The following is an 18,970-nucleotide window of genomic DNA, read 5'->3' as shown; positions in this document are numbered from 1 at the left end:
TTCTGTCATCTTGGGGTCACTCCTCGCTTGGTTGCATCCTTAAGCTAGATGGAGTGTCCAATGACCAGAATGCCCGAACCTTCAAGAAACTTGCCTATTCCTGCAGGAGAGGCGATGATGCCGGCGAGGAGCCACGTGTTGCCGTGGCCCCTGAAACAGCCGGAGCCTCGCTTGAATACCCCATTGCTCTCAGCCGTCACCGCCTACATCGAAGAACAGGGTGGTGGGCAAGGCCTGTTCCCGACGGCCATAGAAGGTTTCAATATCGTCCGCTCGTTTCAGTCGATGATGCCGATGCGAAACATCTATCGGCCGTCGCTCTGTGTCGTGCTGGAAGGGGCGAAGGAGTTGCAGTTCGGCGATGAACATCTCAATTACCGCAGCATGGAGTGCCTGGTCGTCAGTGTTGGCGTCCCGGCAACCGGAAGGATCGTGGAGGCAAGTTCCGCAACGCCTTATGTTGGCGTTTTGATCGACTTCGATGTGGCAACTGTGCGGCAAGTCCTTGAACAGTTGGACACACCGCCAGCCCAATCGGAAACGACCGGTCCTTGCGCTTTTATCGCCAAAGTTGATCAACCACTTGCCGACTGCATCCTCCGCCTGGTTCGGCTGCTGGAAACGCCGAAGGCAATCCCGATCCTGGCGCCTTCGATCGTGCGCGAGATTTGCTATTGGCTGTTGAGTGGCCCACATGGCGGAGAGATCTGCAAACTTGCCTGCCCGGAATCAAACATCGAGCGTGTTGTAAGAGCCGTAGCCCTTTTGCACACTAACTTCGCGGAAACTTTGCGCGTAGATCAATTGGCTGATGTCGCGCGGATGAGCCCGTCTTCGTTTCACCAGCATTTCAAGGCGCTGACCTCGATGACGCCACTTCAGTTCCAGAAGCAACTCCGCCTGTTGGAGGCCCGCCGCCTCATGGTCACGAAGGCTGCCAATGTTGCCGAAGCGGCCTACAAGGTGGGGTATGAGAGCGCGTCTCAGTTCAGCCGAGAGTATTCAAGAACCTTTGGCATTGCGCCCAAACAGGATGCTTTGAATCAACAGCGCCTCCACAATGAATATGCCAGCCGCACCATACGATCCGCATAGTCGCCTCAGGAAACAGTCTGCAACGAAGATACAAGCAGGCCGAGGTGAGCCTGAACCGCCCAATCGGCTGTATCTGAAGACAGCGGAATCGACACCTATTGCTCTCGACCCAGTTAGCCGGGAGTACAAATTCAAATCAGAGGCCATTATTCGGGGGCCAAGATTCGGTTGTGGCGTTGGTAAAACCTGTCCATGCAGGTACGACGCGAGTGCTCGCATTAACGCGCTAAGAAAGGCGACGCATGGGCGGACGCAAGTCGTTGCCGGAGACTTCCCGAAAATCGCAGAGACTGTGGTGACATTGGGTCTGACTGCGGCTGAATAGGTATACCTTCTTTGAAAAGCCGATATCGGCAACTGTCGGATTGGATTTAAGAAGTATACGCATCGTGGCTCGGAAAGCCGCTGACATATCACCACGGAGGAAAAAGGACTTGACGCTGGTGGCTATCGACAAAGCGATCTCCAGGTCCCAAAAGCCTATGAGGGACCCTTCAACCCTATTCATCGGCAATGCGAGATCTCGTTACAATTAGATACATATCGCGTTGCCGCGAGGAAAATCCTGCGACAAGCTCATGATAGGTCGCCTCATGCAAAAAATCAGATGCGATGTTGTGAGGTGAAGTGCATGAAAGGCCACCGCGAAGATTACATCCGACGCTTGCGTTATACTCCTTATAGCATTCTCCGGCGATTGCTCGCTGACATATTGCTCTTCGCCCTGTTTGTTGGAATTGGCTTGATGATCAATTCCCTGGCGGCTTGATTATTCACTGCCAGCACTTGCATCCTCTCCTTCTGGCGAGAGAAGTGAACAAGTATTGATCGATCTCAAAGGAACAGCGCTGGGACACCGCTCCACGGAGAGCCTTGATGAACACGTCTTCGATGGTTATATGCCATGCCAGATTAGCCGCCATCGACTTCACACGGATACCATTAAGGGCGTCTTGCAGTGCCATGAAATGAAATGGTGAGGTCATTGTCCGAAGAACTTCCCACCGTCTGGACCGGATCCGTCATAGGCAGCACCTTTCTTGAAACGGTCTGAGGTCGGTATATCCGGGCTAAAAATAACTCGTGGAGCCGCTATCGAGTGGTTCCGCTTCCTGGCCAGCGGCTTCTACGCGAACGCGGTTAAGGCTGACGATAGTTCCTCATAATACAGCGCTTAGCTCTCTCACCTCAGCGCGTCGACGGTTCTGATCCCATCAAGAGCGCCAGTTTCGGCAGCCAGACTCGACCTGATTGAGACTGACGGTCTGGTGCTGGCTTGACCGATCACAAGTTTAGTCAGTTTGGCCACCGCTGGATTGGCGCACAACCAGTCGGCATGGCAGGCGCGTAATTCCTGCGGGAACGGTTTCGCCTCTTGTGAGACTTAGGATGGTGAGACCGGCACTGTGCCCGATCTCCTTCAATTCCATATCGATCGTGGTCAGTGGCGGTCTGGTTTGCCGAGAAATGACTTCCCAGTTATCGAAGCCGACGACCGCGATGTCTCCCGGGACGGTGAGATTCTTGTCACGCAATGCGTCGATTACGCCACGGGCAATTTCATCGTTCCCGCAAAATACGGCGTCGGGCCAATCACCGCCGCGCGACAATATCTGCTCGATGGCTTCGTGGCCCCATTCTTCTGACCAGTCTCCATAAAGGACTACGGCGCCAGGGCCGACACAGTCGCGATAGGCCTTCGCGCGGACGCGCACCGCAAGGTAATCCTCTGGTCCGGTTATGTGCGCGATCCGCGAATGGCCCAAAGCCTGTAGATGCTCGACCGCAAGGCGAGCACCTTGGGCATCGTCGGGAAAGAAGCTGATACTGTTTTCTGGACCCTCGGCAAAAGCATAGACGACGGGTATCGAGAGCTTTGCAAGCTCTGGCGGCGGTTTCAGGTCAAGGCGGGTTGCCGTGAAGATGATGCCGTCCACCTGCCTGTCCAGGAGCGTTTCGAGATGCAATCGAGCAAGGCGCGGGTCGTTGTTTGTCGCGCAGAGAAAGACGGACAGACCGTGATCGACAAGCACTTCCGAAACGCCTGCGGCCATCGGAAGTGTCAGCCTGCCATAGGTATCGTTCGTCAGCATGCCAATGGCGTGACTGCGCTTGGTCAAGAGCCCACGCGCAAGCGCGTTCGGCCTGAACCCGATCTCCTCGGCCACACGTTTAACGCGTTCTACCGTTTCCGCATTCGTTCGTCCGGTGCCGTTCAATGCATTTGAAGCGGTCGAAATGCTGACACCCGCTGCCCTGGCAACATCCCGAATAGTCTGTCGGTGCATTTTTCTCTCGGCTCGAATCGGTTCTTTTGAAAACTGCAGATAAAACCTTTTAGCAGAAATAATCGTGACGTTAAAAGGTTTTATCAGATTCCTTCCAAAAACCTGTATACAGACTGTCGACATCGAAAAGGATGTCCACTAACGTTTCGATCACGCCATCTGCAGGCTGTTGGCGACAAGGAAAAGGGGAACTTCCATGTTCAAGTTAAAGTTGACGATTTCTGCGATCGCATTGATGGCAAGTGCGACGCTAGCCAATGCGACCGACATCACCCTGTGGGTGCGCACCTCTTCGGGTGCGGTGCTTCAGGGATTGGCCGACAAGTATAATGCGACCCATGTCGACAAGGTGAACGTCACGCAGATTACCGCCGAACAGATGGTGCCGAAACTTGGAGCCGCGATCGCTGGCAGTGCGGCGCCGGATGGCGCCGTGCTCGATTTGATCTACCTTCCGACCTTTGCTGCCGCGGACAGCCTTGAGGATATCACCGATTTCGTCAAGAGCCTGCCCTATGCGTCCGCCCTTAGCCCTTCGCACGTACGCCTTGCGACCTATGGCGGCAAGATCTATGGCGTGCCGGCCCTGCCGGACGCCTCGATCATCGCCTATAACACAGATCTATTCACCAAGGCTGGTCTTGACGCGAAGAAGGCGCCTGCTTCGCTTGAAGAAATCGCCGCGGATGCAAAGAAGATTACCGCGCTTGGCAACGACACCTACGGTTTTTACTTCGTCGCAAATTCCGGCAGCTGGCTCATTTATGACTTCCTGCCCCATCTTTGGGCGGCAGGAGCCGACATCCTCAGCGAAGACGGTCGCACGGCTACGGTCGATACTCCCGCCCTGCGCGACACCATTGCTGCCTATCGCGACATGGCAAAGGCTGGTGCAATCCACCCGACGTCGAGGTCGGGCAACGGCAACAATGCGGTGGAAGCCTTCGCATCCGGCAAGGTCGGCATTCTCATGACCGGCTCCTACATCGTCAATCTGCTGACGAGCAAGTATCCGGACGTCAAGTTCAACGTCGCGCCTATTCCCGGACCGAAGGGCGGCGCGTCAAGCTTTGCTGGCGGCGACGCACTGGCGCTGATGAAAGGCATCAGCGGTGACAAGAAGAAAGTCGCCCTCGACTTCGTCAACTTTTACATGCAGCCCGAGCAGCAAGTCTACATCACCCAGGAATCGGGCATGCCTTCCAGAACCAACCTTGCGAACGAGGCCTATGCCAAGTTCGACAAGCGCAACCTCGTCGCCTATGACGTGCTGACCAAGGCACGCACGCCCTACACTTTCTCGTCCGATGAGCTTTTCGTTAGCCGCACCGGCCCGTTCCTCAATCTGATCCAGGGAACCATTTTTGGCGAGGATGTCGACGGCACGATCGCCAAGGCCCAGGCGGACTTTTCCCGCATCCTCGAGCGAACCAATCCGAACTAACTCTCCTGGTTGACCAACGGCAAGGCGTCCCGTGACGCTTTGCCTCCACACCCTTTCGACGGATCAAGAAAAAGGAGCGGTGCCGTGAGCCTGTCGCTGCGTCGCGGCAGGAAGCCTGCCGTCATGCATGGTGAGCCAGAGCCGAAAGGCTGGCTTGGCCTTGCCTTCATCCTGCCGGGTTTCCTGTTCATCGTTTTACTCTTCCTCGTGCCGCTGATCATGACGGTATGGATGAGTTTCTATAACTGGCCACTTCTTGGTCGGGCGAAATTCATCGGGCTTGCCAATTATGCCGAGCTTCTGGGTGATGCCCAGCTATGGCATTCCCTCGGCTTTACGTTGCTTTATACGCTGTTGGTCACTATAGCGATTTTTTTGGTCGCCTTTCCGTTGGCGCTCCTGGTTGATCGCCCTCTTCGCATTGCCGGTTTCTTCCGCACGATCTACTTCATGCCGGTCGTTATCGGCTTTGGCGCGGCATCGACTTTGTGGATGTGGCTCCTCAATCCCGATAATGGCGTCTTTGCTCAGGTTCTACGCGCCGTCGGTCTGGTCGATAGTGCGCCGCGACCGCTCGAAAGTTTCTGGCCGGCACTTGCCGTCATCATCCTGATGGTGGTCTGGAAGACGTCCGGTTTTACGATGATCATCTTGCTGACCGGCCTGCAAAGCATCTCCACAGACGTGATCGAGGCGGCGAAAATCGATGGGGCCAGCGTCTTGAGCCGCTTTCGCCGTATCACCCTGCCATTGATGCGCAACTCCGTGGTGCTCGCTCTCGTGCTCAATGTCACCTCGTCGATGCTTGCCTTCGACCAGTTCTTCATCATCACACAGGGCGGACCGTCCAACAGCACGATCTCCGCGGTTTTTTCGATCTATCTTGCGTCCTTCTCGTCCTATCGCCTCGGCTATGGTTCGGCGATCTCGCTTTCGCTGCTGATCGTTCTCGTCGCAATCAGTACGGTTCAGTTCGTCTTTCTGCGACAGCGTCCGGAGGAGGGCTGATGGACCGTCTAAATTACACGCCGCAGCCCAAGCCTACCGTCGAGCGGCTGAGCTACGCCGCCTTCATCCTGCTATCGGTCGCCTTCGCGCTCTTCTTCGTGATGCCGATCGTCTGGTCTTTTGCCAATTCGTTCAAGCCGGCAGCCGAGGCCCTTGCCAATCCGACTGTGCTGTTCTCGAAAGCCTTTTCGCTGGAGAACTATCGCCGCCTCGAACATGTCGGCGCTGGTTGGTACGTGTATGCCAGCAATTCGGTCCTGATCGCCGCCGGCACGGTGCTGCTGACGGTCACGGTCTCCGTTCCGGCGGGCTACGGCTTCTCGAAATTTCGCTTTCCGGGGCAGGGGGTGCTCTTCGCGCTGATCATGGCGACGATGATGATCCCGTTTCAATCGATTCTGACGCCGCTTTTCCTCATTCTGAAAGTGGCTCGCCTCCAGAACAGCCTCTTCGGGCTGGTGCTGATCTACGTTACGTTCCAGCTGCCCTTCTCAGTCTTCATGATGCGGAATGCCTTCGATGCGGTGCCCAAGGCACTAATCGAAGCAGCGCGCATCGATGGAGCATCGCAAGGGACCATTTTGCGGCGCATCATGCTGCCGATCGCACTTCCCGGTATTGCGACCGTTGCTATGTTTGCTTTCCTGAACTCGTGGAACGAATTCCTGGCAGCACTGATCTTTCTCTCCGATCAGAACAAGTTCACGTTGCCGATCATGCTGGTCAACGTCTCCTCCGGCATCTACGGCATCATCGACTGGGGCGCGCTTCAGGCCGGCATCGCCGTCACGATGGTCCCCTGCATCGTTCTCTTCCTACTCTTGCAACGCTACTACGTGCGCGGCCTTACCGCCGGCGCCGTGAAATGACGGCGGCCTTGCCGCCCAAGGAGTTCCCATGTCTTCGTCCTCCCTCAAGCAATCCAATCCGGCGCCGGAAACAGAGCGCTTTGTGCCCGTCGACCATTCCCGCGTCACCTTCGATGGCGGCTTCTGGAAGGGTTGGACGGAAACGGTGCGCGACGTCACCATTCCGACCCAACACAAGCGGCTCAAAGAGGAGGGCTTCCTTGAAGTCCTCGACTTCGACAAACCAGCCGGCCCTCTCGCCAGGCCAATCCAGCCGAGCGGGCTGTCTATGCAGCACTTCTTCGATTCCGATTTTGGAAAATGGATCGAGGCCGCAAGCTATACCTTGAGGGCGCATCCCAATCCTGACCTGGAAACCAAGATCGACGCCATCGTAGAAAAGCTCGAACAGGGCCAGATGGCGGACGGCTATCTGAACAGTTGGTTCATCCGCCGGGAGCCGGACAAGCGTTGGACGAACCTGCGCGACCTGCATGAGATGTATTCAATGGGTCACCTTCTGGAAGGCGCCGTCGCATACTTCGAAGCAACCGGCAAGCGCCGCTTCCTCGACGTGATGATCCGCGCTGTCGATCATATTATCGATACGTTTGGACGCGAGCCCGGCAAGCTGCGTGGCTATGATGCACATGAGGAGATCGAGCTTGCGCTCGTCAAGCTCTATCGCGTCACTAAGGACCCACGACATCTGAAGCTTGCCAGCTATTTCGTTGATGAAAGAGGACAGATGCCGTCCTATTATGATGAGGAGGCGATCAAGCGCGGTGAGCGTCCGGAAGACTACGTCTACCAGACCTACGCCTATAGCCAGGCGCATATGCCCGTGCGTCAGCAGGAACAGGTCGTCGGCCACGCCGTCCGCGCCATGTATCTGTTTTCGGCAATGTCGGACCTTGCCTACGAGAATAACGATCGGAGCCTGAAGGACGCCTGCGACAAGCTCTTCGACAATTTGACCGGAAGGCAGCTCTATGTCACCGGCGGTCTCGGCCCGTCTGCCTCGAACGAGGGATTCACCAGAGAATTCGACTTGCCGAATGAAACGGCCTATGCCGAGACCTGCGCTGCGGTCGCCCTTGGCTTCTGGAGCCATCGCATGGCCCAGACCGATCTCGACGGCAAGTTCACCGACAAGCTTGAAACGGTTCTTTTCAATGGCGCTCTTTCGGGCATCGCGCGGGACGGCGAGCACTATTTCTATGAGAATGTGCTTGAAAGTCATGGGCAGCACCGCCGCTGGAAATGGCATTATTGCCCGTGCTGCCCAACGAATATCGCCCGCTTCATCACCTCGCTCGGACAATATTTCTATTCCACGAAGCCGGGTGAGCTTGCCGTTCATCTCTATGGTACGAACGTAGCGGAGCTTTCATTTGGCGAGCGCTTGCTGCGACTGCGCCAGGATACGAATTATCCATGGGACGGCGACATCAGGCTCCAGGTTTCGATCGACCAACCGACCAGTTTCATCATGCGCTTGAGAATTCCTTCCTGGTGCCGGGAGGCTTCGGTGTCAGTCAACAGCGAAGTGATCGCCTTGGACGCCTGCACTTTCAAAGGCTATGCGGCACTTGATCGGGAATGGCGCAATGGTGATGAAGTGCGTATCGCCCTGTCAATGCCGGTCGACCGCCTGTACGCCCATCCCGCGGTCTCTGAGAACGGCGGTCGTGTCGCCCTTAGACGCGGGCCAGTCGTCTACTGCGTTGAAGAGACTGATATTGGAAGCGAGCCTCAACGACTTCGTCTTCAAGCGTCCGCGGAGCTCAGTGTCCGGTACGACGCGGCACTGCTCGGTGGTGCTGCCGTCCTCGAGGGAACGGCGCTCGAGGCCGATACCGCGGATTGGGCCAATTCTCTTTACCGGATCTTGCCACCAGCGCTGAAGGCGAGGCCTTTCCGGGCAATCCCGTATCATCTCTGGGCCAATCGCGAGGCCGGCGCGATGGCGATCTGGCTGCAGGAAATATAGGAGCGCATCATGGCACGACTGGAGCTGAAAAACCTCGTCAAATCATACGGCATCTATGAAGCCGTTCGTGGTATCAACCTGGAAATCGAAGACAATGAATTCGTTGTCTTCGTCGGTCCGTCCGGCTGCGGCAAGTCGACGACACTGCGCATGATCGCAGGCCTGGAGCATATCACCTCCGGCGATATCGTCATCGGCGATCAGGTCGTGAACCGTCTTGGTCCCGGTAAGCGCGATATCGCCATGGTGTTCCAGAACTATGCGCTCTATCCGCATATGACCGTCAGGGAAAACATCTCCTTTTGCCTTGAGCAGCAGAAGCTCGCCAAGGGCGAGATCGACACCCGCATCCAGCGTGCGGCCGAGACGTTGCATATTCACGAACTCCTCGACCGCCGGCCAGGCCAGCTTTCAGGTGGACAGCGCCAGCGCGTCGCGATGGGTCGCGCCATCGTGCGCAATCCCAAGGTCTTTCTCTTCGACGAACCGCTCTCCAACCTCGATGCGAAATTGCGCGTTCAGATGCGCACGGAAATCAAACGCTTGCATCAGTTGCTGCCGACGACGACGGTCTATGTCACCCATGATCAGGTGGAAGCAATGACGATGGCTGATCGTGTCGTCGTGATGAATGGCGGCCTGATCGAGCAGGCGGGACCTCCGCAGGAACTCTATCATCGTCCGGTTAGCCAATTTGTTGCTGGTTTTATCGGTTCGCCAGCGATGAACTTCCTTCCGGCGCTATTGGCGTCGAGGGGCCGCGGACTTGTGGTCGTTCTGGAAGATGGTACTTCGCTGGCCGTTCCAGACGCGCGCGTCAACGAGTGCGCCCGCCATGCCGGGAAGTCGGTTGTGTTCGGCATAAGGCCGGAATCAATCTGCGATCGTCAGCAGCGCCCAGGTTTGGCAGACGTTGAGGCTAGGATTAATCTGGTCGAACCCCTTGGTCCGGAAACTATGGTTTATTTTTCCATCGGCGATGCCAATCTATGCGCCTGCATCGACCCGGAGAGCAAACCTAAACCACAGACGACGATGCCGCTGTCGTTCAACATGAACCAGATGCATTTGTTCGATGTGGAAACAGGAGCGGCTTTGTTGGTTGCAAAGGTATGACCAGGTGGTCGAACGCGTCGTCGATGCGGCATGCGTCGTGACAATTTTTGCAACGCGAGAATTGTGGCTCTTCTCTATTCGGCGTGTTGAAGTCAAGCGCTTTTGAGCTTTCGGCTTCTCGGTAGTTTGACGTCGCTCGCAGGCCCTCGCTTCTCCTCGGGATCGGCACGCGGGGGCCTCCCAGCATGGGATCAGTAGAATGAGATAGCCCAATCTGTCGGTCGTTGCCTAGAGTTCGATCAGGCGCTCGGCGCTGAATTTGTCCGTTATCAGCGTATCGATAACTCCGATCCTTAGGGCGCCGGCGATTGCTGCGGTCTTCTTCGCTCCGCCGGCAAGCGCGATGACCCGATCGACCCGTTCGAGATCTTCTAGCGGGAAGCCGATCACGCGCTCGTCGAGCGGCGTTTTGACAGGTTTGCCGTCCTTGTTGAAGAACCGCAGCGATATATCGCCGACTGCCCCTGCCTCGGCAAGATCGGCGAGCTCTCGCGACGAGAAGATATTGCCGGATCTTGCCAGCAGTTCCGATGGCTCGACGGCGCCGATACCGACGATGGCGAGGGTGATGCTGCCGAAAAGATCCATGGTCTCCCGTACGAACGGATCTGCTTGCATCAAAAGCTTGGCCTCGCGTGAGGTCGTAACACCTTGTACCGGAAGAAGCTTCGGCTCGGCGCCGGTCAGCCGTGCAAGGCGAGTGGTCAGCTGGGTGGCATGCGTCTGGACCGACGGGTCGCCCATCCCGCCAAGCGTCTGGACGACATATTTGGCCTGGGCGCTCTTCTGGGGATGGATGTTTTCCACCATCTTGAAAATGGTTTGGCTCCAGCTGGAGACGCCGATGATCTCGCCGGGTGCAAGTGTCACTTCCAGAAGATGAGCAGCAGCTTCGCCGATCCGCGCCATGATGGCGCCGTCGCGGTCCTCGGTGCATTCGACGACGATGGCTTCCGGAAGACCGTACTTCGCGCGCAAGGCTCCTTCGAGTTCGCTATAGGTGCCCACGGGCGGGATCACGCTCGTGCGCACGATGTCCTCCGCCTCGGCCCGCTTCAGCATTCGCGACACGGTTGCCTGCGACAGGCGAAGGTGCTGCGCGATGTCCGCCTGCCGCTTGCCCTCTATGTGGTACATCTGGGCAACTCTTGAGATGAGGCGGAGTTCGTTAAGGCGAGCCATCGTTGATCCCGGGGTGAATTTTTATTCACCTTTAACCGGAGTTGTGCGCAACGTCGAGCGGGCCAGCGCATCATTCCACCTGTTCAGAAGGGCTGGACCGTCGATGCTCTCCGGCTCGATGATCGTATTGTTTCTCGGAAGCGCCGCGATGGCATCGAGATCCGGCCACAGGCCGATCGAAAGGCCTGCAAGATAAGCCGCTCCGAGCGCCGATGCTTCCGGTGCCTCGCACTGGATGACAGCGTGCTTCACCAGGTTTGACACGCACTGCATGAGAAAGCGGTTCTGGCTAGGGCCGCCGTCGACATAAAGCGTGCCGAGATCACCACCGCTCTGTGCCCGCATCGCCGCAATCACGTCATGAACCTGGAAAGCGACCGAGTCGGTAACCGAGCGCGCCATCTGCGCGCGAGTTGTGCTGAAGTTGATCTGCGAGAAAAGGGCGCGGGCGTCGGAATTCCAGTAAGGTGCGCCCAAACCTACGAAAGCGGGCACGAAGCCCGGGCCATCGGGCTCGGCGGTTGCCGCTAGGTCTACAAGGGAGCCAACGTCCGGAAGACCCAGGATGCCGGCCATCCATGGCAGGCTCGCAGCGCATACGAGGATATTGCCTTCGAATGCGAAGGTCGGTTGTCCGGCGATGCGCCAGGCGACGGTCGTGGTGATGCCGTTGCGCGGCGCAATGAAGCGCGGAAGGGTGGTCATGACCGAAGACCCCGTTCCGAAGGTCGCCTTGCCATCGCCTGGCTTGAAGGCTCCGTGGCCAAACAAAGCCGCATGACTGTCCCCGACGGCCGATCTGATCGGCGTGCCGTCCGGAAGGCCGGGAAGGTCACGTGTGGTTCCGAAGTCCGAGGAGCTGTCGAGCACGTCCGGAAGGAGCCGGATATCGACCCCGAAAATCGCGCCCAGTTCTTCGCTCCAGGCTTGGGCCTCAAGGTCGAACAACTGGCTTCGCGCGGCGTTCGAGGCGTCGCAGACATGCTTGCGGCCACCGGTAAGACAATGAATAAGCCAGCTGTCAATCGTGCCGATGCGGACCTTTTTCCTATGCGCCACCCGATCGAGAAGCCATCGGAATTTCGGGCCGGGAAACATAGGATCAAGGGGGAGGCCGGTCAGCGCCTCGACGCGCTTGAAATGTCCATCGGCGATGAGACGCTCGCAGTCCGGCGCCGTGCGCCGGCATTGCCAGCTCAAGACCGGTCCGAGCGCCTTGCCCGTTTCGGCATCCCAAATGGTGACGGATTCTCGCTGGTTGGAGATCGCTATCGCTTCGATTGTCGCGCCAGGCGCGACTTGCAGGCATAGTGCGATCGCTTCACAGACGGATGCGTAAATCCGATCGGGATCCTGCTCGACCCAGCCGGGCTGCGGATAGGAGATGCCTACCGGAGCCGAGCCTCTGGCAATGATGTCTCCGTTCTCGGAGACCAGTACCGCCTTCGAATTGGTGGTTCCCTGGTCGATTGCCAGAATGGCCCGCATCATATCCTCCACCGGAGCATGGTGCCGAAAAGTCTGAGCGGCTTTCGGACGACATCATGGTCTACTTCTTTGATTTCAGAGCGGGTTCAGATTTTAGCTCGATTCGAGCTAAAATCATCCGGCTCTAATGACAGGGACGGGCGGCAATCCGCCTCGGTTCCAATGCGTGCTGTTCGTCTATTTGCGCTTGATAAGGGCTTGCGCCGCATCTGCAATAGCTGACGGAGCCATGCCGAATTCGTCGAGCAGGAATTCGGCCGAGCCGGTCGGCGCATAGATGCCGGGAACGCCGAGGCGCGCCATCGGGACCGGGGCATTGTCAACGACGACCTCAGCCACTGCCGATCCCAGCCCACCAAAGATCGAATGCTCTTCCGCCGTCACGATCGCGCCGGTTTCTTTCGCGGCCGCAATGATGGTATCCTCGTCGATCGGGCGAACCGTGGCGAGATTGAGCACCCTGGCCTTGATGCCGCGCTGCGCGAGAATATCTGCTGCTTTCATCATCCGATGGGTCAGCGTTCCGTTTGCGATGAGCGTGACATCGGAACCTTCACGCAGGAGATTGGCCTTTCCAAGTTCGAACTTGTGCCCTTCCGGCAGAAGGTCGGGCACGCCGACCCGCGACAGGCGCAGGAAGCACGGGCCATTGTAGTTTGCCGCCCATTCCACCGCAGCCGCCGTCTCGATGCGATCGCATGGCGCGATCACGGGAAGGTTGGGCAGAACGCGCGTCCAGGCGAAATCCTCGATGGAGTGATGGGTCGGGCCGAGCTCCCCATAGGCCATGCCGGAGGAAATACCGACGAGCTTGACGTTGGCATTCGAGTAGGAGATGTCGGCCTTGATCTGCTCTAACGATCTACCTGTGAGGAATGGCGAGGCGCCGCAGACATAGGGGAGGCGTCCGCCATTGGCGAGGCCCGCGCCGACGCCGACCATGTTTTGCTCGGCAATGCCGACATTGACCAGGCGGTCGGGAAACTTCGACTTGAAGCCGCCGAGCTTCGAAGAGCCGACCGAATCGTTGCAGACCGCGACGATCGTTTCGTTCTCGGCGGCAAGGCGTTCGAGCGTCGATGCGAAAGCGTCGCGGCAGTCATGGAGCTTGGGTGCATTCACGGGCGCGTTCATTAAAGTGCCTCCGACAATTCTGCCAATGCGACTTCGTACTGTTCCTTGTTCGGAACCTTGTGGTGCCAGTCGACGCGGTCCTGCATGAAAGAGATTCCGTGTCCCTTGTTGGTGTGGGCCACAATGCAGTGGGGACGATCGCTTCGGCGCTCGAGCGCCGGGACGACCTCATGCATGTTGTTGCCGTCGATTTCGCTGACGTCCCAGCCAAAGGCTTCGAGCTTCGGGCGAAGCGGCGCGATGTCGTTCGTATCCGAAAGTGCCGCTCCCTGCTGGAAACGGTTGTGGTCGACGATCAGGGTGAGGTTATCAAGCCGGAACTGCGCCGCGGCCATGATCGCCTCCCAGTTGGAGCCCTCCTGCATCTCGCCGTCGCCGGTGATCACGTAGGTATGGTAGCCGGCGCCCGACAGTTTCGCCGCCTTGGCCATGCCAACCGCAACCGGCAGGCCGTGCCCGAGAGGACCAGTATTGGTTTCGACGCCCGGCACCTTGTTGCAATTGGGGTGGCCATTGAGCCGCGAATGCGGCTTCAGGAACGTTGAAATCTCGTCTTCCGGAATGAAGCCGCGTTTCGCCAGAGTGACATAGAGCGCGCATGCAGTATGCCCCTTCGAAAGCACAAACCTGTCCCGATCGGGATGTTTCGGCTGATTCGGCCAGATACGCAGCACGCGGAAATACAGCGCGGTCAGGAGATCGATTACGGACATCTCGCCGCCGATATGTCCGGCCCCTGCCTCGTAGACTGCCTGGAGGTCTCGCAGACGTATCTGCCGAGCAACGCGTTCAAGTTCGGAAGGCTCCATCATTTCCTCTTGTGCATAAATATTCATCTATTTATATTTTTGCACAGGAGGGTCGTTAGTCAAGCCCCCGTGGATGAGTTGTTGTCAAAACAGGCCGAAAAGACTCGGTTGACAGCGCCAAGGTGAGTTGGTAATGCATTTTCCAGCATGTGTGAATAAATATTCTAGTTTGAAAACCTAGCCGCCAGGCATGGCCGCTAGCCTCAGGTCTCTGGGAGGAATGATGGTGGCGATCAACGTCAGCGAAGAAAAGCGTCCGTCCGTGACATGGCTGAAAAAGCTCACCGGCGCTACCGGACCGCTTGTCGGATTGCTCGCTCTTTGCGTTTTCTTGAGCCTCAGCACCGATGCGTTTCTTTCGCTCCGCAACGGCCTCAACATTCTCGATCAGATCACTGTGCTTGGGATCATGGCCGTCGGCATGACCTTCGTCATCCTGATCGGCGGCATCGACCTTTCCGTCGGTTCGGTTCTTGCGCTGTCCATGATGGTCATGGGCTGGACGGCAAATATCGCCGGCCTGCCGCTTGTCGCAGGGATTGCCGTCGCGCTCGTCGCCTCCGCGGTCAGCGGGCTGATCGTCGGATTTCTCGTCACCCTCTTCAGGGTCCCGGCTTTTATCGCGACATTGGCGATGATGTCAGCCGCGCGCGGCGTCGCGAACATGATTACGGACGGGCAGCAGATCGTCGGATTTCCCGACTGGTTCATGATGCTCGCGATCGATCGCCATTTCGGCGTGCTGACGGCAACGGTCTTCCTGATGCTGGCGGTCGTCGCCGTGGCCTGGGTGTTCCTTCACTTCCGCTCGGAAGGTCGCATGCTTTATGCCGTGGGCGGCAATCCGGAAGTGGCTCGTCTTGCCGGCATCAATGTTCAGCTCGTGACGATTGCGGTCTATGTCGCAAGCGCAGTCCTTGCCGGTCTGGCCGGCATCGTGCTGGCGGCTCGTCTCGACTCCGTTCAGCCGTCCAGCGGCTTTGGATATGAGCTCGATACGATTGCGGCTGTCGTGATTGGCGGCACTTCGCTTTCCGGTGGATCGGGCGGTATCGGCGGCACGCTGATCGGCGTCCTGATCATCGGTGTCCTGCGCAATGGCCTCAATCTGCTCAACGTCTCGCCATTCCTGCAGCAGGTTATCATCGGCATCGTCATCGTGCTTGCGGTCGGTGCCGAGACGATCCGCAGGCGACGGGCCTGACATTCGGGTCCGCGTTCGGCGGATCCCAGCGATTTCCTCTCCGAGAGGTTTGGAGCGGATCATTTGCCCGAGGGGGAGGATATGCCCAAGGGTTCACAAAAAAGGAGGAAATGAAATGAAACTTGCGCGCATTCTTCTGGCCTCGGCCGCCGTGCTGGCGATGTCGTTGGGTTCTGTTCAGGCAAAAGACACCAAGAAGATCGGCCTTGCCGTCGCAAACCTGCAGGCAAACTTCTTCAACCAAATCAAGCAGTCCGTCGAGGATGAAGCCAAGAAGCGTGGCATTCAGGTCGTAACGGTGGATGCCAAGGGGGATGGTCCGACGCAGATCAACCAGATTCAGGATCTGCTCACCCAGAATATCGATGCCCTGATCTACATTCCGGCTGGTGCTGCGGCGGCGAGTATTCCCGTAAAGCTCGCTAAGAATGCCGGTATTCCCGTCGTCAACGTCGACCGCAATGCCGACGGCGCGCCTGGCGACACCTTCCTTGCAACGGATTCCGTCGCGTCGGCCAAGGCCGTTTGCGACTACATCCTCAAGCAGGCCGGCGGTAAGGGCAAGATGGTGATCATTCACGGTCAGAAGGGCACGACGCCTGAGGTCGACCGCAGCAAGGGTTGCGCTGAATCGCTAAAGGCAAATCCCGGCGTGAAGGTGGTTGCCGAGCAATATTCCAACATGTGGGCCCAGGACGAGGGCTTCCAGATCATGCAGAACATGCTGCAGGCAAATCCGGATGTATCGATCGTGTTTGCTCAGGCCGATGCACTTGCACTTGGCGCCGCACAGGCGATCAAGGTCGCAAACCCGTCCCAGAAGATCGTCGTTGGCGGCTTCGATGGCGATACGGCAGCTCTGGAAGCGGTCAGCAAGGGTGTCTTCGACGTCACTGCGACCCAGCAGACGCAGAAGATGGGCCGCGATGCGGTCGCCAATGCCGTCAAGCTCGTCGCCGGCGAGAAGGTGCCTGCGGTGCAATTGATGGACGCGACGCTGACGACCAAGGAAAACGTGGCCGGCTTCATCGCCAACCATCCGTAATGGTCCTGAAATCTTGAGGAGGTGCGCCGTGACCGAGCCCGTTCTTTCCCTGAGAGGCATATCCAAGCGCTATGGACCGCTTCAGGTGCTGAAGAATGTCAGCCTTGATATCTATCCAGGTGAGGTGGTCGCGCTTCTCGGCGAAAACGGGGCCGGCAAGTCGACCTTGTCGGGCATTATCGCCGGCTCGCGCGCACCCTCGGAGGGAACAATGACATGGCTGGGGCAGCCCTATGCCCCAGCCACTCCACGCGAGGCGATCGACAAGGGCCTCGTCCTGATCCATCAGGAACTGCAGCTCCTGCCGCATCTTTCGATCGCCGAAAATGTCTTCATCGGTCGATGGCCGATGAAGAACGGGGCTGTCGATCGCCCCCAGATGGTTCGGCGTGCGCAGGAACAACTTGCTCGCCTGAACCTGCATATTCCAGCGACGCGCAAGGTCGCGGGCCTGTCGACGGCCAATCAGCAGCTCATCGAAATCGCCAAGGCGCTGGCGCTCAATGCCAAGTTGCTGATCCTCGATGAACCAACCGCTGCACTTGGCGGGGCGGAGACCGAGGCCTTGTTCGAGCAGGTGAGGAAGCTCCGCTCGGAAGGTGTCGGTATCATCTACATCTCCCATCGCATGGAGGAGATCAAGCAGATCACCGATCGCATCGTCGTCCTGCGCGATGGCGAGCGCGTCCAGGAGTTCGCCGACAGTGCCACACCCGTTCGCACGATCGTCGAAAGCATGGTCGGCCGTTCGCTGGACCGGATGTTCCCGGCTCTTCCCGAACCGACGGATCGCCCTGTTCTGCAGGTCAGAGGACTGAGCTCGCCTGATGACTCCTTCCGAAACGTAACGTTCGATGTTCGCGCCGGCGAGATCCTCGGCATCGCCGGTCTTGTGGGTGCCGGTCGTACGGAGCTTGTTCGGGCCATTTCCGGTGCGGACACGATCAGCGCCGGTTCGATCAAACTGGAGGGCGAAGAGCTCAAGCTTCGCGATCCGGCGGATGCGATCGCCAAGGGCATCGTCATGGTGCCCGAGGATCGTAAGGAGCAGGGCCTCGTCGTCGGCCATCGCATCAGCGAGAACATCATCTATGCCAATCTCGACAAGCTCGGTGGGCGTTGGATCACATCACGCATCAAGCGTGCTTTCGCCGAGAAGGCTGTGGCGAAGTTCGGCGTCAAAGGTCGGGCCGAGCAATATGCCTCGGACCTGTCAGGCGGCAACCAGCAGAAGGTCGTTATCGCAAAGTGGCTGATGCGCGATCCCAAAGTTGTCGTCCTCGATGAGCCGACCCGAGGCATCGATGTCGGCGCGCGCGCCAGCATCTACGACATCATCGTCAACCTCGCAAAGCAGGGGGTGGCCGTCATCGTCGTCAGCTCCGATCTCGAAGAGGTTCTCGGTGTATCAAACCGCATTCTCGTGCTCGCCCAGGGCAAGCAGGCAGGTATCTTGAACCGCGACGAGGCCAATGACGTCTCTGTCATGGAACTCGCGACAATCTAGACAAACAGAAAGGAAGAGCGGTGTCCGACATCACTCTGAATGCCCCGAAGCTTTTCGATCTTAGTGGACAGGTCGCGCTTGTGACCGGCGCTGGAAGCGGGATTGGGCAGCGCATCGCAATCGGCCTTGCGCAGTGCGGCGCCAACGTCGCGCTTCTGGACCGTCGATCCGACGATGGTCTAGCGAACACGGCTTCGCATATCGAAGCGGCCGGTCGCCATTCCATCCAGATCGCGGCTGATGTCACCAGCAAATCTTCTCTTGCGGATGCGATTGCCCGCACAGAGGCGGAGCTTGGCGCCTTGACGCTTGCCGTCAACGCCGCCGGTATCGCCAACGCCAACCCTGCGGAGGAGATGGAAGAGGACCAATACCAGACGCTGATGGACATCAACCTGAAGGGCGTCTTCCTGTCCTGCCAGGCAGAAGCGCGCGCCATGCTGAAAAATGGACGCGGATCGATCGTCAATATTGCCTCCATGTCCGGCGTCATTGTCAATCGCGGCCTGAGCCAGGCCCATTACAACGCCTCAAAAGCCGGTGTGATCCACATGTCGAAGTCGCTGGCGATGGAGTGGGTCGGTCGCGGCATCCGCGTCAACACCATCTCGCCGGGATATACGGCGACGCCGATGAACACGCGTCCGGAAATGGTTCACCAGACCAAACTTTTCGAAGAGCAGACGCCGATGCAGCGCATGGCAACGGTCGATGAGATGGTCGGCCCCGCCGTCTTCCTGCTTTCGAATGCCGCGAGCTTCGTAACGGGCGTCGATCTCCTCGTCGATGGTGGCTTCTGCTGCTGGTGA

At 58.2% G+C, this 18,970-nt stretch carries 15 protein-coding genes; 10 read left to right on the top strand and 5 right to left on the bottom strand.

The annotated features are described in order from the left end of the window. The first annotated feature begins 171 nt into the window (after nt 1-171). Entirely contained in the window at nt 172-1,095 is a 924-nt protein-coding gene (locus FHT84_RS26885; RefSeq protein WP_183765163.1) for an AraC family transcriptional regulator, read from the top strand. A gap of 1,292 nt (nt 1,096-2,387) precedes the next feature. Here the strand turns inward: FHT84_RS26885 and FHT84_RS26880 are convergent. Further along, complete coding sequence (locus FHT84_RS26880) at nt 2,388-3,383, bottom strand: LacI family DNA-binding transcriptional regulator (RefSeq protein WP_112342958.1); 996 nt, start codon at nt 3,381-3,383, stop codon at nt 2,388-2,390. Nucleotides 3,384-3,579: 196 nt separating this feature from the next. Between FHT84_RS26880 and FHT84_RS26875 the strand changes: the two genes are divergently transcribed. The 5 genes from FHT84_RS26875 to ugpC all read left to right on the top strand — a co-directional run bounded on the left by FHT84_RS26875 (nt 3,580) and on the right by ugpC (nt 9,792). Continuing rightward, nucleotides 3,580-4,827, top strand: coding sequence for a sugar ABC transporter substrate-binding protein (locus FHT84_RS26875; protein ID WP_183765116.1), 1,248 nt, complete (start codon nt 3,580-3,582; stop codon nt 4,825-4,827). Between the two features lie 123 nt (nt 4,828-4,950). Continuing rightward, nucleotides 4,951-5,835 carry a sugar ABC transporter permease gene (locus FHT84_RS26870; protein WP_112343069.1) on the top strand — a complete coding sequence of 295 codons (885 nt, stop codon included), beginning with the start codon at nt 4,951-4,953 and terminating at the stop codon, nt 5,833-5,835. Further along, on the top strand, nt 5,835-6,704 hold the full coding sequence (locus tag FHT84_RS26865) for a carbohydrate ABC transporter permease (RefSeq protein WP_112342956.1): 870 nt from the start codon (nt 5,835-5,837) through the stop codon (nt 6,702-6,704). The genes FHT84_RS26870 and FHT84_RS26865 overlap by 1 nt, the downstream gene beginning before the upstream one ends. 28 nt (nt 6,705-6,732) lie before the next feature. Continuing rightward, complete coding sequence (locus FHT84_RS26860) at nt 6,733-8,676, top strand: beta-L-arabinofuranosidase domain-containing protein (protein WP_183765119.1); 1,944 nt, start codon at nt 6,733-6,735, stop codon at nt 8,674-8,676. A gap of 9 nt (nt 8,677-8,685) precedes the next feature. Next, on the top strand, nt 8,686-9,792 hold the full coding sequence (ugpC, locus tag FHT84_RS26855; protein WP_112342954.1) for a sn-glycerol-3-phosphate ABC transporter ATP-binding protein UgpC: 1,107 nt from the start codon (nt 8,686-8,688) through the stop codon (nt 9,790-9,792). Between the two features lie 228 nt (nt 9,793-10,020). Here the strand turns inward: ugpC and FHT84_RS26850 are convergent, their stop codons facing one another. From FHT84_RS26850 to FHT84_RS26835, 4 genes are all read right to left on the bottom strand, one after another. Then, on the bottom strand, nt 10,021-10,974 hold the full coding sequence (locus FHT84_RS26850; RefSeq protein ID WP_112342953.1) for a sugar-binding transcriptional regulator: 954 nt from the start codon (nt 10,972-10,974) through the stop codon (nt 10,021-10,023). Nucleotides 10,975-10,995: 21 nt separating this feature from the next. Beyond that, nucleotides 10,996-12,462, bottom strand: coding sequence for an FGGY-family carbohydrate kinase (locus FHT84_RS26845; protein WP_112342952.1), 1,467 nt, complete (start codon nt 12,460-12,462; stop codon nt 10,996-10,998). Nucleotides 12,463-12,639: 177 nt separating this feature from the next. Beyond that, entirely contained in the window at nt 12,640-13,596 is a 957-nt protein-coding gene (locus FHT84_RS26840; RefSeq protein ID WP_112342951.1) for a transketolase family protein, read from the bottom strand. Beyond that, nucleotides 13,596-14,405 (bottom strand): transketolase, encoded by an 810-nt coding sequence (locus FHT84_RS26835; RefSeq protein WP_183765121.1) that lies wholly within the window; start codon nt 14,403-14,405, stop codon nt 13,596-13,598. The genes FHT84_RS26840 and FHT84_RS26835 overlap by 1 nt, the downstream gene beginning before the upstream one ends. 223 nt (nt 14,406-14,628) lie before the next feature. Here FHT84_RS26835 and FHT84_RS26830 point away from each other — a divergent pair, with 223 nt between their 5' ends. From FHT84_RS26830 to FHT84_RS26815, 4 genes are all read left to right on the top strand, one after another. Then, a complete protein-coding gene (locus FHT84_RS26830) occupies nt 14,629-15,609 on the top strand; it encodes an ABC transporter permease (RefSeq protein WP_112342949.1) in 981 nt (326 codons plus the stop codon). 115 nt (nt 15,610-15,724) lie between these two features. Next, nucleotides 15,725-16,654, top strand: a complete 930-nt coding sequence (locus FHT84_RS26825) for a sugar ABC transporter substrate-binding protein (protein ID WP_183765124.1) — start codon at nt 15,725-15,727, stop codon at nt 16,652-16,654. A 28-nt stretch (nt 16,655-16,682) separates the two neighbouring features. Next, nucleotides 16,683-18,161 (top strand): sugar ABC transporter ATP-binding protein, encoded by a 1,479-nt coding sequence (locus tag FHT84_RS26820; RefSeq protein WP_183765127.1) that lies wholly within the window; start codon nt 16,683-16,685, stop codon nt 18,159-18,161. Between the two features lie 20 nt (nt 18,162-18,181). After that, complete coding sequence (locus tag FHT84_RS26815) at nt 18,182-18,970, top strand: SDR family oxidoreductase (RefSeq protein ID WP_112342946.1); 789 nt, start codon at nt 18,182-18,184, stop codon at nt 18,968-18,970.

The sequence above is a fragment of the Rhizobium sp. BK289 genome (assembly GCF_014193575.1).
Taxonomy (GTDB): Bacteria; Pseudomonadota; Alphaproteobacteria; order Rhizobiales; family Rhizobiaceae; genus Rhizobium; species Rhizobium tropici_C.
This window is presented reverse-complemented; position numbering and strand designations above follow the sequence as displayed.

What these genes read in the sequence shown, in the direction of transcription:
- FHT84_RS26840 (WP_112342951.1), bottom strand. Translation starts at nt 13,596, where the DNA reads ATGAACGCGCCCGTGAATGCACCCAAGCTCCATGACTGCCGCGACGCT.
- FHT84_RS26865 (WP_112342956.1), top strand. Translation starts at nt 5,835, where the DNA reads ATGGACCGTCTAAATTACACGCCGCAGCCCAAGCCTACCGTCGAGCGG.
- FHT84_RS26860 (WP_183765119.1), top strand. Translation starts at nt 6,733, where the DNA reads ATGTCTTCGTCCTCCCTCAAGCAATCCAATCCGGCGCCGGAAACAGAG.
- FHT84_RS26835 (WP_183765121.1), bottom strand. Translation starts at nt 14,405, where the DNA reads ATGGAGCCTTCCGAACTTGAACGCGTTGCTCGGCAGATACGTCTGCGA.
- ugpC (WP_112342954.1), top strand. Translation starts at nt 8,686, where the DNA reads ATGGCACGACTGGAGCTGAAAAACCTCGTCAAATCATACGGCATCTAT.
- FHT84_RS26880 (WP_112342958.1), bottom strand. Translation starts at nt 3,383, where the DNA reads ATGCACCGACAGACTATTCGGGATGTTGCCAGGGCAGCGGGTGTCAGC.
- FHT84_RS26830 (WP_112342949.1), top strand. Translation starts at nt 14,629, where the DNA reads ATGGTGGCGATCAACGTCAGCGAAGAAAAGCGTCCGTCCGTGACATGG.
- FHT84_RS26845 (WP_112342952.1), bottom strand. Translation starts at nt 12,462, where the DNA reads ATGCGGGCCATTCTGGCAATCGACCAGGGAACCACCAATTCGAAGGCG.
- FHT84_RS26825 (WP_183765124.1), top strand. Translation starts at nt 15,725, where the DNA reads ATGAAACTTGCGCGCATTCTTCTGGCCTCGGCCGCCGTGCTGGCGATG.
- FHT84_RS26870 (WP_112343069.1), top strand. Translation starts at nt 4,951, where the DNA reads ATGCATGGTGAGCCAGAGCCGAAAGGCTGGCTTGGCCTTGCCTTCATC.
- FHT84_RS26850 (WP_112342953.1), bottom strand. Translation starts at nt 10,974, where the DNA reads ATGGCTCGCCTTAACGAACTCCGCCTCATCTCAAGAGTTGCCCAGATG.
- FHT84_RS26875 (WP_183765116.1), top strand. Translation starts at nt 3,580, where the DNA reads ATGTTCAAGTTAAAGTTGACGATTTCTGCGATCGCATTGATGGCAAGT.